10 protein-coding genes and 1 pseudogene are annotated in these 13,174 nt (G+C 73.1%); 6 read left to right on the top strand and 5 right to left on the bottom strand.

The genetic code is table 11. From position 1 onward, the window contains the following. Positions 1-6 precede the first annotated feature (6 nt). The 3 genes from P3L51_RS07900 (at position 7) to P3L51_RS07890 (ending at position 4,308) form a co-directional block, all read left to right on the top strand. Entirely contained in the window at positions 7-543 is a 537-nt protein-coding gene (locus P3L51_RS07900) for a hypothetical protein (protein ID WP_354604364.1), read from the top strand. 75 nt (positions 544-618) lie between these two features. Beyond that, complete coding sequence (locus tag P3L51_RS07895) at positions 619-2,358, top strand: asparagine synthetase B family protein (RefSeq protein ID WP_354604363.1); 1,740 nt, start codon at positions 619-621, stop codon at positions 2,356-2,358. 111 nt (positions 2,359-2,469) lie between these two features. After that, positions 2,470-4,308: a leucine-rich repeat domain-containing protein gene (locus P3L51_RS07890; protein WP_354604362.1), complete on the top strand. Its 1,839-nt coding sequence runs from the start codon at positions 2,470-2,472 to the stop codon at positions 4,306-4,308. Positions 4,309-4,550: 242 nt separating this feature from the next. Here the strand turns inward: P3L51_RS07890 and P3L51_RS07885 are convergent, their stop codons facing one another. The 3 genes from P3L51_RS07885 to P3L51_RS07875 all read right to left on the bottom strand — a co-directional run bounded on the left by P3L51_RS07885 (position 4,551) and on the right by P3L51_RS07875 (position 8,140). Continuing rightward, a complete protein-coding gene (locus P3L51_RS07885) occupies positions 4,551-5,714 on the bottom strand; it encodes an NAD-dependent formate dehydrogenase (RefSeq protein ID WP_354604361.1) in 1,164 nt (387 codons plus the stop codon). Positions 5,715-5,895: 181 nt separating this feature from the next. Beyond that, positions 5,896-6,852, bottom strand: a complete 957-nt coding sequence (locus P3L51_RS07880) for a LysR family transcriptional regulator (RefSeq protein WP_354604360.1) — start codon at positions 6,850-6,852, stop codon at positions 5,896-5,898. A 55-nt stretch (positions 6,853-6,907) separates the two neighbouring features. Further along, positions 6,908-8,140, bottom strand: coding sequence for a hypothetical protein (locus P3L51_RS07875; RefSeq protein WP_354604359.1), 1,233 nt, complete (start codon positions 8,138-8,140; stop codon positions 6,908-6,910). A gap of 134 nt (positions 8,141-8,274) precedes the next feature. Here P3L51_RS07875 and P3L51_RS07870 point away from each other — a divergent pair, with 134 nt between their 5' ends. From P3L51_RS07870 to P3L51_RS07860, 3 genes and pseudogenes are all read left to right on the top strand, one after another. Then, complete coding sequence (locus P3L51_RS07870) at positions 8,275-9,156, top strand: alpha/beta fold hydrolase (protein WP_354604358.1); 882 nt, start codon at positions 8,275-8,277, stop codon at positions 9,154-9,156. A gap of 19 nt (positions 9,157-9,175) precedes the next feature. Then, positions 9,176-9,697: pseudogene (locus P3L51_RS07865) on the top strand (sensor histidine kinase); the annotation flags it as partial. Further along, positions 9,694-10,377, top strand: a complete 684-nt coding sequence (locus P3L51_RS07860) for a response regulator (RefSeq protein ID WP_354604357.1) — start codon at positions 9,694-9,696, stop codon at positions 10,375-10,377. The pseudogene P3L51_RS07865 and the gene P3L51_RS07860, both read left to right, overlap by 4 nt. A gap of 19 nt (positions 10,378-10,396) precedes the next feature. On the opposite strand, the gene P3L51_RS07855 is transcribed toward P3L51_RS07860, so the two are convergent. Together P3L51_RS07855 and P3L51_RS07850 are read right to left on the bottom strand one after the other, a co-directional pair. Further along, a complete protein-coding gene (locus P3L51_RS07855) occupies positions 10,397-10,780 on the bottom strand; it encodes a hypothetical protein (RefSeq protein ID WP_354604356.1) in 384 nt (127 codons plus the stop codon). Beyond that, the coding region (locus P3L51_RS07850; RefSeq protein ID WP_354604355.1) for an ATP-binding protein at positions 10,777-13,174 on the bottom strand (2,398 nt) is incomplete at its 5' end. The genes P3L51_RS07855 and P3L51_RS07850, both read right to left, overlap by 4 nt.

Here is a 13,174-nt window from a genome sequence, read left to right as displayed (position 1 = left end):
ACCGCAGTGCCGCAGCCGCAGAGGCGGGAGATCACCTACACCGACGAACTGCTCGCCGACCGCACGGTCCACCGGCGGTATTCGGACGGCGGCCAGGAGTGGCGCGGCGCGGAGGCCGGCGGTCGGGGTGGTCGCGTCGTGCGGTGGCGGGACGAGCGCGGCGGCTCGGGCACCGACGAGCTGCTGGGACGGCGCATCGTCAAGCGTGTCTACGCCGACGGCCGCCGTCCCCTCTACGGCAGGGAGGCCGGCTACGGCCGGACGCTGTGGAGCGACGGGGTGCTCACGGTGAACCGGACGTCGTTCGGCGGCCGGCTGGGCACCGTGCTGGGCGCGGTGACCGCCGGTGCCTTCGTCGGCGCGGCGCTCACCATGCCGCCCGCCTTCCTCTCCCCGGATGAGGAGGAGGAACTGCGCCGCCAGGCCGAGGCGAGCGCGTCGGGCGGCGACGGCGGCAGCGGTGGTGGGGGCGACGGCGGGGACGACGGCGGTTACGGGGACTGGGGTGACGGTTCCGGAGACACCGACGACGACTTCGGCTGAGCCGGGGTGTTCGGGCCCTCTCGGGGCCTACAGGCCACCGGAGTTGAGAAACAGAGAGAAGAGAAGGGGGACGCGATGTCCCGCTGGTGTGCGTGTCTGACCGCCGACGACCCGGCCGGGCAGGTGGCGGCCATGGGCGGCCGTCCAGTGCGGACGCGGGACGGCCGTCACGCGCTCGGCCTGCTCGACGGGCCCGGCGCGGCGACGGGGCCGTACCGGGTGGGCGACGTGCACGCGATCGGCGAGGTCACGCTCCACAACGCGCCCGAACTCCGCTCCCGGCTCGGCGCGGACGGCGCCCCCGGTGACTGCTCCGACGGTGAACTGCTCCTGCGCGCGTATGTCAGGTTCGGCGCCGCCGGACTGGCCGCCGCCGACGGCATGTTCGCGCTCGCCATCGCCGAACGGGACGAACTCGTCCTCGTACGCGACCACATGGGCGCCCGCACCCTCTTCCACGCCCGCGCCGGCACGGGCGACCGGGCCGCATGGGCGGCGTCCACCTCGCTGCGGGCGCTCCAGCGCTGGCCGGCGCTGGACACCGGGCTGCATCTGCCGGCGGTCCGGTCGTTCCTCACCTTCGCGTATCTGCCCGGCAGGGAGACCCTGTTGCGCGGGATCCACGAGGTGCTGCCGGGGCGGTGCGTACGGCTGAAGCCCGACGGGTCCACGGTGGAGGAGACGTACTGGGAGCCGGCCGAGGTGGCCGACGAGCGCCCGGCCGCCGAACACGCTCGGGAGCTGCGCGAGTTGCTGGAGTCCGCCACCGCGCGGCGGCTGCCGGCCGCCGAACCGGTCGGCGTCCTGCTCTCCGGCGGTGTGGACAGCAGCCTGGTCACCGCCCTCGCCGCCAAGCTGCACGACCAGGCCGTCCGGTCGTACTCGATCAGCTTCGGCGGCGACGCCCCGAACGAACTCGCCTACTCCGGGCTGGTCGCCGCCCACTGCCACACCGAGCACCAGGTTCTCACCGTGCCCGGCGAGGCGGTCGCGGCGCGGCTGCCGGAGACCGTCGCGCTGCTCGACAGCCCGGTCGGCGACCCGCTCACCGTGCCCAACCTGATGCTCGCCGAAGCGGTCGCGGCGGACGGCATGAGCGTGGTGCTCAACGGGGAGGGCGGCGACCCGGTCTTCGGCGGCCCCAAGAACCTGCCGATGCTCATCCACGAACTGCACCGCGACGAGCCGGGCGTGGACTCGCGGGCGCGGGCCTACGTCGACTCGTACCGCAAGTGCCACGGCGACCTGCCGGTGCTGCTGACGCCCGGTGCGCTGGCCGAACTGGCGGACGCGCCGCCCGTGACGGACCTGCTGACGCCCTATCTGAGCCAGGGGCGGATGACCGGCCTGCTCAACCAGCTGCTCCACACCAACCTGCGGACCAAGGGCGCCCACCACATCCTCACCAAGGTGGAGCGCATCACCGCCTCCCAAGGGCTGGAGGGCCGCGCCCCGCTGTTCGACCGCGCCGTCGTGGACCACGCGTTCCGGGTGCCGCCCCGGCTGAAGCTCGCCGGGACGAGCGAGAAGTGGATCCTCAAGGAGGCGGTACGGGACCTGCTGCCGCCGACGATCGTGGACCGGCCCAAGAGCGGGATGCGGGTACCGGTCCAGCAGTGGCTGGACGGCCCCCTGCGCGAGCTGGGCCACGACCTGCTGCTCGGCAGGTCGGCGCGTGCCCGTGGCCTGTTCCGTGAGGACACGATCCGGTCCTGGCTACGGAGGGAGGGCACGCTGCTGCCGCGCCAGGGAGGCAAGTTGTGGCTGGTCCTCACGCTGGAGCTGTGGCTGCGTTCGTTCGAGGTCGGGGCCTGAGGGGTCTCCCGAGGAGAACCGCGCCGTGGCGCTCCCGCGCGCCCTGGTGCGGCACAGCCAGCACAGCCGCACAGCCGGCGCTGTCGGACCCGGCACCTATCCTGCCGTGGCATGACCAACTCTCCGATCGGCGCCCCCTCCCACGGCGCCGGTGAACTCGACGCCTGGCGCGGGCTGCTGGCCACCGTGAAGCCGCCGCAGGCCCGTAAGGCCGTACGCGAACTGCTCGTCCGGGGCGCCGGCGCCCCGGCCGTCGACCCCGGGGAGGCCGTCGCGCTCGCCGCGCGGTTCGCCGTCGTCGGGGAGCCGAGCACCGACGTGCTCCTGAAGATGTGGCCCAAGGTCGCCGACCCCGACGGCTTCGCCGAACTGCTCCTCGTGCCCGCCTACGCGCGCGAGAACCGCACCGATCTCAAGGTGAGCAAGGTCCTCCCGGAGGGGCTGCGGCATCTCGCCCCCGTCCTGCGCGCGCTCCATCTCGACCGTTGCTCCGGGCTCACCGACCTGACGCCGCTCGCCGAGTACACCTGGCTCATCAGCCTTGATCTGGGCGGCTGTTCGGGCATCGACGATCTCACGCCGCTCGGTCGGCTCACCGCTCTGGAGAGTCTGCGCCTGCACCGCTGCCGCAAGGTCAAGGACATCGGCCCGCTGCTGAAGCTGCGCGTGCTGCGGCGGCTCGACCTCAGCATGACGGGCGTCCAGTCCGTCGCCGGACTGGGCGCGGCGCTGCCCGGCCTGGAATCCCTCAGCCTCCAGGGATGCCGGGGGCTGCGCGACATCCGCCCGCTCAGCGGCCTGCGCCGGCTGGCCACGCTCGACCTGGGCTGGACCGGGATCAAGGATCTGTCCGCCCTGACGGACGTCGGCGCGATCACCGAGCTGGACCTCACCAGTTGCGCCCACCTCACCACCCTCCAGGGCATCGCGGAGATGCCCCGCCTGCGCGTGCTGCGCATGGACAAGGTCCGCCGCCTCAGGTCGCTGGACGGCCTCGGCCACCACCCGGACGTCACCGAGCTGATCCTCACCGAATGCGACGAACTCCAGGACCTGCGGGCGATAGCGGGCCTGCCCGGCCTCACCACCCTGGAACTCGCCCTCTGTGAACGGCTCACCTCCGTCGCCGGGGTCGAGGCCCTGACCCGCCTCGATCTGCTCAGGGTGCGCGACTGCATGGCGCTGTCCGACTTCTCCTCGCTGGCCGGCGCACCCGCCCCGCGCAGCCTCTTCCTGGCGAACGTCGACGGCGGACCCGATCTCGGGTTCCTGCCCGATCTGCCGGGCCTGCGGGTGCTGGCGCTCGACCGGATCCCCGCCCTGCGTACCCTCGACGGCGCGCCGGACCTTCCCGACCTGCGCGTTCTCGACGTACGCGGCTGCCCCGCACTGACCGATGTCGGCCGGGTCGGCGATCTGCCGGAGCTGCGGCAGGTGTGGATCTTCAGATGCCACCTCCTGCACGACCTGGACGGTCTCGTGGGCCGGGCTCCGCTGACCGAACTGCGGCTGGAGTGGGCCGGACAACTGGAGTCGCTGGGCGCCCTCGTCGACTCGCCCACCCTGCGCCGGCTCAGGATCGAGTGCTGCGACCTGCTGAAGGCGCCCCCGCTGGGACGGATGAAGGCGCTTCGCGAGCTGGAGTTCGCCTATCAGGAGTGGCCGGACTACGACTTCCTGATCGGCAGCACGACGGTGGAGTCGATCAGGGGCTACTCGCTCGGGCTGCGCGACATCTCCGCGCTCGCGAAGCTGCCCGCCCTGAGCAAGATGGACTTCCGGGGCACGTACACCCTCCAGGTCCCCACGCTGGCCCCGCTGTTGGAGATCGGCGGGCTCACGCACCTCGTTCTCACCGGCAATGGCGCCAGGTACGTTCCCGACGGCCGGGAGGTGGTGGCCGAGCTGAGGGCGCGCGGGGTGAGTCCGAGCTCCTTCAGAACCGGCTGAACGGCCACCACGCGCCGTACCCCGCTCTCGGTGTGGTGACCGATCGCGAGGTACGGATGGCGGCTGTCGGGCGAGTCGTGCCGCCGGATGCGGTCCGGGACCGCCCGGATCTCGGACCTGAGCGGCGCCGGAAGCGCCTCCGGCGCCCGCTCACCCACTCACCTGCCCGCCGCGTGTGCTCCCGGAACGCCGTCATGGGCGCGCACGGTCGCACCTCGCGGGGAGTTGTCGCGCGCCGGGGCTCAGCTCTCCTTCGTGGAGTACGAGTGCGCTCCCGTGCCGGCGAGCGCCCCGCCCTCCACGATCAGGTACTCGTCGCGGATCGGGTTCCCGGCGAAGTACGACTCCAGGATCTCCCGTGTGCCGGCCGCGTACCGCGCCTGCGCGGAGAGCGACGAGCCCGAGATGTGCGGCGTCATCGCGTGGTGCGGCATGGTGCGCCACGGGTGGTCGGCCGGGGCCGGCTGCGGGTACCAGACGTCGCCGCCGTAACCCGCGAGCTGACCGCTGCGCAGCGCGCGCTCCACGGCGTCGCGGTCGACGATCTTCGCGCGCGCGGTGTTGATGAGGTACGCGCCCCGCTTCATGGTGCCGATGAGCTTGTCGTCGAACAGGCCCTCGGTCTCCGGGTGCAGCGGCGCGTTGATGGTGACGACATCGACGTGCGGCACCATGGCGGCGGTCGACTCGTGCCAGGTGAGGTTCAGCTCCTGCTCGACGGCCTCCGGCAGGCGGTGGCGGTCGGTGTAGTGGAGCTGGACGTCGAAGGGGGCGAGGCGGCGCAGGACGGCGAGCCCGATGCGGCCGGCCGCGACCGTACCGACGTGCATGCCTTCCAGGTCGTACGAGCGCGAGACGGCGTCCGCGATGTTCCAGCCGCCGTCGAGCACGATCTGGTGCGAGGGGATGAAGTTGCGTACGAGGCCGAGCACCGTCATCACCACGTGCTCGGCGACGCTGATGCTGTTGCAGTACGTCACCTCGGCGACGGTGACGCCGTGCGATATGGCGGCGTCCAGGTCGACATGGTCGGAGCCGATGCCCGCGGTGACGGCGAGCTTCAGGTTCTTGGCGGTGGCGATGCGCTCCGCCGTCAGATAGGCCGGCCAGAACGGCTGGGAGATGACGATGTCCGCGTCGACCAGTTCGCGGTCGAAGACCGATCCCGCGCCTTCCTTGTCGGACGTGACGACGAGGGTGTGGCCGCGGCTCTCCAGGAAGGAACGCAGGCCCAGTTCACCGGAGACGCTGCCCAGCAGATGGCCGGGGGTGAAGTCGGTGCCCTCGGGGGTGGGGGTGGTCTGCCCGCCCGGGTAGTGGTCGATGACCGGGAGGTCGTCGCGGGCGTACGTGGTGGGCTGGCCGTCGGTCGGGTCGTCGTACAGCACACACAGGATCTTCGCCATGACTTGCGGCTCCTCGTCCGTTGCTGCGGGAGTGCTTCGGAAGGTGCCTCTTACGGTGGGTCCTGGCGTCGGCCCTGGCAAAGCGAACTTCTCTATGCCGGGATAGGCGCCGGCTATCGCTCGGTTCGGACGTGCGGGTTCGATCGTGCGGGTTCCCCTGCTCGGGTTCTCGCCCCGGGCTCTATCGCTCGGGCTTCGGCTCCGCCGCTTCGCTCGGCGCGAGATGCGCGTCGAGCAGGCCGTTCAGCACTTCCCGTACGCTCACCCGCCGCGCGGTCTCCAACAGCGCCTTCGCGAGCACCGGTTCGGGGCTGCGGTCGGCGATGACCAGACCCACGCGCGGGCCGTGCGTCGGATGCACCAGCGGGACCACCCGCATCGCCTCGGGGACGCCGAACATGTGCAGCCAGGCGTGCGAGATCACGCTCGACCACCGGCCCGCCGACATGTGCGTGTAGAGACCCGCGACGGTGTCGGTCTCGATGGCCGGGGTGACGTTCGCGCCCTCGGCGGCGAAGTACTCGTCCATGATCCGGCGGTTGCGCATCTGCGGTGACAGCAGGCACAGGGCCAGTCCGGCGACCTCGGCCCAGCGCACCGACCGCTGCCGGGCGAGCGGACTGTCGTGGGGTGTGAGGAGCAGGTACCGCTCCTCGTACAGCGGCGTTCTGCGTACCTGGCGCAGGCTCTCGTCGTCGAGATACGTGAGCGCGATGTCCAGCTCGAACGAGGTCAGCCGCCGCGTGATGTCGCGCGACGACAGTGTCTCCAGCGAGACACGGACCAGGGGGTGCTGCTCGCAGAAAGGCGTGGTCAGCAGGGACGCGGCGGTCAGGGCGGTGGGGATGGCGCCGAGGCGCAGCGTGCCGGTGAGGCCACCGCGCATGACCGACAACTCGTGGTGCAGCGCGTCGCGTTCGGCGAGGATCCGGTGCGCCCAGAGGAGTACCCGCTCGCCCTCCGGGGTCAGCCCTTCGAAGCGCCGGCCGCGTCGGACGATGGGCACGCCCAGCTCGTGCTCCAGCTTGCGTATCGCGGCGGAGAGCGAGGGCTGCGACACGAAGCAGGCGTCGGCGGCCCGCGCGAAGTGCCGCTCGCGGGCGAGCGCGACCAGGTACTCCAGCTGCCGCAACAGCACGACGACCCGCTCCCATCGGCTCCCGGGACCGGCCGCGCGCCGGTCCCGGCCATCCTCACGTACGGGGAGCGGTTCCGGTACGGGGCGGTCGCCGCGGGTCCGGTGCGGGTCGGCGGGCGGAGTTCTCCCCGCACCAGCGCACCAGCGCCGCCGCCGCCTCCCGCGTGCCGCCGTGGCCGAATCGCTCCGTCAGCGCCCGCGCCCCGCCGGGTACGAGGCCAAGTCCGGCCGTGGCCTTGGCCACTTGGTCCGCCAGCCGGTCCCGCAGGGCAGGCAGGGACGGCTCGGACGAGAGGCGGCGCACCACGTCCACGATCGCCTTCGTCAGCGCCTCCGGGGTGGCTGGCCGCGGTGCGCCGTAGTCGGCGGGGCCGCCCACGTCCGGCCAGTCCACCCGGGCGTCGCAGCAGCCGTGTTCGGTGAGGAGGCGGGCCTGGAGATGGTGGGTCTCGTTGGCGGACGGCAGCCACAGGGTCGGTACGCCGGTCGCCGCCGAGTCGTAGATGTTGCCGAGGCCCGGGGTCATGCACGCGTACGCGGCGCCGCTCATCAGGTCGAGCACGGTGTCGCGGTCGGCGGTACGGACGGCGGGGTCGCCGAGCGCCTCGGCGACCCCGCGGCTCGTCGTGACGACGACCGGCCGGCCGGCGGGCTGCGCGGACCGTACGGCGTCCAGCATCAGCCGCGCGTACGCGACGGCGTCGGACCGCTGCCAGTACGGGTTCTGGAGACCGCCCAGGTTGAGCAGGACGTGCCGGCGCCGGCCGGTCCCCGGGCGCTCGGGCCGCCAGATCTGCCGGGGCGGCAGGAGCGGGATGATCGGCGGCACGATCACGGCGTTCCGCCGGAGCGCCGGGTCCGCCGCGATCCGCTCCCGGACCCCGAAGAAGTCCTGCGCGATGTACAGCGCGGCGTCCCCGGCGACCGCCGGGATCTCGGGCCAGAACCAGGTGAGCGCGTCGTACACCGCCACCTCCAGCCCGGCGCAGCGGGCCAGTTCGGCCTCGGCGAAGTCCATGGCCGTGACGAACAGGTCGTAGCGGGGCGCCAGTCGGCGCAGCGACGCCAGCCGTTCCTCGTCGGACAGGCCGGTGGTCCCGTACACCGCCCGGTACGGCGGCCGGTGCTGGAGGTCGAGCGTGTGCCCACCCCCGAAGTACGCCAACTCCTCGCAGAAAGGGGCCAGTTCGCGGGCGAGGATCGCCGTCGCGGCCGGTGGCCCGAAGCCGAAGGACTGGGCGTTCAGCAGGAGGCGCGGCCTGGCCGCGCCGCCGGTGTCGTCTGCCATGTCGGCCACCCCCTGGGATACGGATCGGTGCGATCGGCGCGGTTGTCGCTCCCCTCGCACGATACTGGACATGGCTACTCTGGGTGGAAACGTGATGACGCTGCGGCGTTACGCCGATTCTGGTCTGGAGCGCGATGGACACGGTGGACACCCCGACCGAGACCGAGGCGGAGGCGCTGGTCGGCACGCTGGCGGTGCCCGGCGCGGTCCTGCACTACGAGGTACGGGGCAGCGGACCGCTCCTGCTGCTCATGGGCGGCGGAAACTCCGACGCCGCCGTCTTCGACCGCCTGGCCGCCCACTTCGCCGTCGACCACCGCGTCCTCACCTTCGACCCGCGCGGCAACTCCCGCAGCCCGCTCGACGGCCCCCCGGTCGACCAGCGCGTCGAGGTCCACGCCGACGACGCGGAACGCCTGCTCGACCTGGTGGCCGAACCCGACGAGCCGGTCCGGGTCTTCGGCAGCTGCTCGGGCGGGCTCATCGCGCTCCAGCTCGCCCTCCAGCTCGCGCAGCGACTCGCCGACCCGCGACCGGGCCGGCTACCGGCGCGGATCGCCGCGCTGGTCGTCCACGAGCCGCCCGCCTTCGGGCTGTTGCCGGACGCCGTGGAGCGGCTGGCCTTCATCGACGCCGTCCACGCCACGTACCGCCGCGAGGGGATCCCGGCGGCGATGGAGCAGTTCAGCGCGGTCTTCGGCGGCCGTCCCGCGCCGGTGCTGCCCGAGGCGAACGACAACACGGACTTCTTCCTCGCCCATGTGATGCGGCCGTTCACACGTTTCGTACCCGACTTCGCCGCGCTCGCCCCGCTGGCCGGGCGCGTGGCGGTGGCCGGCGGCGAGGACTCGCGCACGCACGACGTGCACCGCCCGGCCGTCGCCCTCGCGGAGCGCCTCGGCAAGGAGCTGGTGATGTTCCCCGGCGGTCACGTCGGATACGCGAAGTGGCCGGACGAATTCGGCCTGCTCCTGCGGGAGGTACTGGCGGAGTCGGCTGCGCGATCGGCGCGGTGATCGGTGCGGTGATCGGGGTGTGAGCCCGGCCGACCTCGCCGAGCGCACGCTCGCCCCGGCACTGGGCGCGCTCGCCGACCGCGAGAGCGGCGCGGAACTGACGGTGGTCTTCCGGCTGGACGGCACTCCGGGGCCGCTGCCGGAACGGGTGGAGGCGGCGCTGCTGCGTATCGCGCAGGGCGCGTTGGCCAACGTACGCGAGCACGCGGGGGCGACGCGGGCCGCGCTGACCCTGACCTGCCTGGACGAGCAGATCTCGCTGGACATCGCCGACGACGGCCGCGGCTTCGCTCCCGCGCCCGCTTCTGGGCCTGCTCCTGCTTCTGGACCTGCTCCCGCTTCTGGACCTGCTCCCGCTTCTGGGCCCGCTTCCGTGGCGGCCAGCCCGGGGCGCGGGCACGGGCTGCCCGCCATGCGTGTGCGGGCGCGGCAGTTGGGCGGCACGCTCACCGTGGAGTCCGAGCCGGGGGAGGGCACGGTGGTGTCGGTGGCCGTTCCCCTCGTATCCGTGATCGACAGTCCCCGAGAGGCGGTGTCATGACCGCGCCCGAGACCACAACTCCCGTACGGCTGCTGCTCTGCGACGACCACGCGGTCGTACGCGCCGGTCTGCGCGCGCTGTTGTCCAGCACCGACGGCACCGACGGCACCGACGGCATCGAGGTGGTCGGCGAGGCGGGCAGCGGCGAGGAGGCGCTGGCGACGGCCGCGCGCGTACGGCCCGACATCGTACTGATGGACCTCCAGCTCGGCGACGGCATGGACGGCGTGGTGGCCACCGGGCGGCTGCTCGCGGGAGAGGCGTACGGGCCGGTGGGCGGGGGCCGGCCGCGCGTGCTGGTCCTGACGATGTTCGACGCGGACGCCGACATCACCCGCGCCATCGAGGCGGGCGCCACGGGGTACCTGCTCAAGGCGGAGCAGCCGGACGAACTCTTCGCCGCCATCCGCGGCGCGGCATCCGGCCGCACCGCGCTCTCGGCGCCCGTCGCGGACCGGGTCCTGGCCCAACTGCGCAGCCCGCGGCCCACCTTGTCCGAACGGGAACTGGACATACTCCAGCAGCTGGCGCGCGGCCTGGGCAACCGTGACATCGCCCGCGCGCTCCTCATCAGCGAGGCGACGGTGAAGACCCATCTGGGCCGGATCTACGGCAAGTTGGGGGTCGAGACCCGGTCGGGGGCGGTGGCACTGGCGAAGGAGCGGCGGTTGCTCCCTTGAGCCGGGCGGCAGTCGGTGGTCAGCGGTCGACCGTCCACGCCGCGTCGGCCGGCGGCCCGCCCGTGGCGAGGACATGGCCGACGATCCGAAGCGCCTCACCGAGAGGCACGGTGTCCTCATCGGGATACGTGTCGCTCTGCCCGTTCGCGAGCACGAACCCGTCGCTCCCGCCGTCGGCCCCCGGATCCGTGGCGTGCGCGCCCGGATCCCCCTCGCCGTCGAGGAGCACGACCATCGCCCGCTCGGAGTTGCTGACGACCGCGAGCGACCGCCCGCCCGAAGAGACCAGCCACGACTCAAGAGCCCCGCCGGCGATCCTGCTCCGCAGCAGATCGACTGCCACGCCGGGAGTCACCGGCCCCTCGGATCCGTCCGCGAACACCCACGACTCGGCCACGCTCACGCCGTCGCCAGAGCCCGCGCGCCGACCGTGTCCAGCAGCGCGCCCCGGTCGAACTCCGCGTCGAAGCCCGCGGCCCCCGCCGTCCCCAGCGCCTCGCGCGCCACCGCCGACACACGGTCCACGTCCCCGCGTTCGGCGGGCGGCAGTGGCGCGCGGACGGAGTCCCGGGCCGCCGCCGCCATGCCCAGCAGCCTCGCGGAGTCCCCGTACCGGCCGGCCGCTGCCCGCGCGCCGGCCAGCCCCTCCACCGCCAGGGCCACGGCTCTGGGGTCGCCGAGTTCGCGTGCGATGTCGAAGCCTTCCAGGTGCAGGGTGCGGGCGGCCTCCGCGTCGCCCCGGAGTTCGGCGACGAAGCCGAGTTCCGCCAGCGCCAGCGTGATGCCGGGGCCGTAGTCCACCTCGCGGAACCAGGCCAGCAGCCCGCGCATATGGTGCTCGGCCAGGTCGTGGTCGCCCTCCTGGCGTGCGCCGAGTCCGAGCCCGAGCTCGGCGTCCACCTCTCCCGACCTGAAGTTCTGTTCGCGCGCCAGCTTGAGGGCGCGCCCGTGGCACGCGCGGGCCTGCGCGTGATCGCCGGTGAGGAGATGGAGCCTGCCCAGGCCACACAGCCGTTTGGCGGCCTCGGTCCACAGCCCGAGCTGTTCGGCGATGGCCAGCCCGTCGCGCTGGAGACGGGCGGCGTGCTCGTAGTCGCCGGTGATCTGGCTCAGCGCCGCCAGCGGGAACACGGTCTGGAGCCGTCCCCACCGGTCACCGGTCTCCTCGAAGAGCCGTGCGCTCCGTTCGCCGTCGCGCCGGACGGCGTCGAGGTCGCCGCGGGCCATGGCGTGCCGGGCCCGTACGCTCAGGGCCGCCGCCGTACCCCAGGGGTCGCCGATGGCGTGGAACGCGTCCAGGGACCGGTTCACCAGGCTCTCCCCGGTGGCCACGTCACCGGATCCCATCTGCGCGAAGCCCAGGAACCACAGGGCCGTGGCACGGCCGAGGGGGTCGTCGATCCACTCCGTCCCCTCCGTGCTCTCGTACGCCGCCAGGACCGCGTCCCCGGAATTCCCGGACTCGCCTTGCAGCAGGCCGATACCCGCCCGCCACGCCGTCGCCAGGGCGCGATCGGGCGAGGGCGAGGGTGCGGGTGCGGGGAAGGCCGCGAGCGCCGCGTCCAGGAACCGCCGGGCCTCGGCCGGTCGCCCGCGCAGCACCCAGTACCAGGCCAGCGCGTTCACCGTACGCAACGCCCTTTCGCCCGCCCCGTGCCGTACGGCGAAATCGAGCGCGCTCCGTAGGTTGGCCGCCTCCGCGTCCAGCCGCTCCAGCCAGCGCTGTTGCTCGGGCCCCCGAAGCAACGGCCCCGCGTGGACGGCGAGTTCGCCGTAGTACCGGCTGTGCTGCTCCAGTACGGCGTCGAACTCGCCTGCCACGCACAGCTGTTCGACGCAGTACTCCTTGACCGACTCCAGCAGCCGGTAGCGGGGACCCTCCGGCCGGTCGGACAGCACGACCAGCGACCGTTCCACCAGGCGGGCGAGCAGCTCGAAGACATCGGTGGACCGCACGTCGCCCCCCGCGCAGACCGTCTCGGCCGCCTCCGGGGCGCAACTCCCGCTGTGAACGGCCAGTCTGCGCAGCACGACGCGCTCGGCCGCCGTCAGCAGCCCCCAACTCCAGTCGATCACCGCGCGCAGGGTCCGCTGACGGTCGGGGGCGTTCCGTGGCCCGACGGCCAGCAGTGCGAACCGGTCGTCCAGCCGGGCGACAAGACCGTGTACGCCTATGGTCCGCACGCGCGACGCGGCGAGTTCCAGTGCCAGCGGGATGCCGTCGAGGCGGCGGCACAGCTCGGCGACCGCCTCGGCCTCGGCGACGTCCCCGCTCCCGCTCCCGGCGTGGGCGGTGAACAGCGCGACCGCGCTCGGCAGGGGGAGCGGCGGTACCGGCCACACCCGCTCGCCGTTGATGGTGAGCGGTTCCTGACTGGTCGTCAGCACAGTCAGGCCGGGTGTGTCCGGGAGCAGCGTGGCGGTCAGCTCGGCGACCGGATCCACGACGTGCTCGCAGTTGTCCAGGACGAGCAGCAGCCGCCGGTCGCGCAGCGCACCGGCCAGCCGACGGGCCGGTGACAGGGCCCCGCCCGCCCCGTCTCCCTCCTGGATGTCCAGGACCCTCATGACGGCCTCGGCCACCGCGTTCACCGCGTCGGGATCGGCCCGAGGGCCCGGCGAAGGCGCGAGCGCGGCCAGTTCCACGAGCCACACACCGTCGGGGTACGCGTCGGAGGACCGCCGGGCGACCTCCACGGCCAGCCGGGTCTTGCCGACTCCGCCGGGGCCGGTGAGGGTGACCAGCCGGGAGGCGCCGAGCAGGTCGAGGACGCCGGCAGCGGCCTCTTCGCGGCCG

It is taken from the genome of Streptomyces panacea (assembly GCF_040560175.1).
Lineage (GTDB): Bacteria > Actinomycetota > Actinomycetes > Streptomycetales > Streptomycetaceae > Streptomyces > Streptomyces panacea.
The sequence above is the reverse complement of the archived record's forward strand: the minus strand, read 5'-3'. Positions and strand labels throughout refer to the sequence as shown.

Bases quoted from the DNA above. Each gene is read 5' to 3' on its own strand.
- P3L51_RS07875 (WP_354604359.1), bottom strand. From the start codon at position 8,140: ATGGCAGACGACACCGGCGGCGCGGCCAGGCCGCGCCTCCTGCTGAAC.
- P3L51_RS07860 (WP_354604357.1), top strand. From the start codon at position 9,694: ATGACCGCGCCCGAGACCACAACTCCCGTACGGCTGCTGCTCTGCGAC.
- P3L51_RS07870 (WP_354604358.1), top strand. From the start codon at position 8,275: ATGGACACGGTGGACACCCCGACCGAGACCGAGGCGGAGGCGCTGGTC.
- P3L51_RS07885 (WP_354604361.1), bottom strand. From the start codon at position 5,714: ATGGCGAAGATCCTGTGTGTGCTGTACGACGACCCGACCGACGGCCAG.
- P3L51_RS07895 (WP_354604363.1), top strand. From the start codon at position 619: ATGTCCCGCTGGTGTGCGTGTCTGACCGCCGACGACCCGGCCGGGCAG.
- P3L51_RS07890 (WP_354604362.1), top strand. From the start codon at position 2,470: ATGACCAACTCTCCGATCGGCGCCCCCTCCCACGGCGCCGGTGAACTC.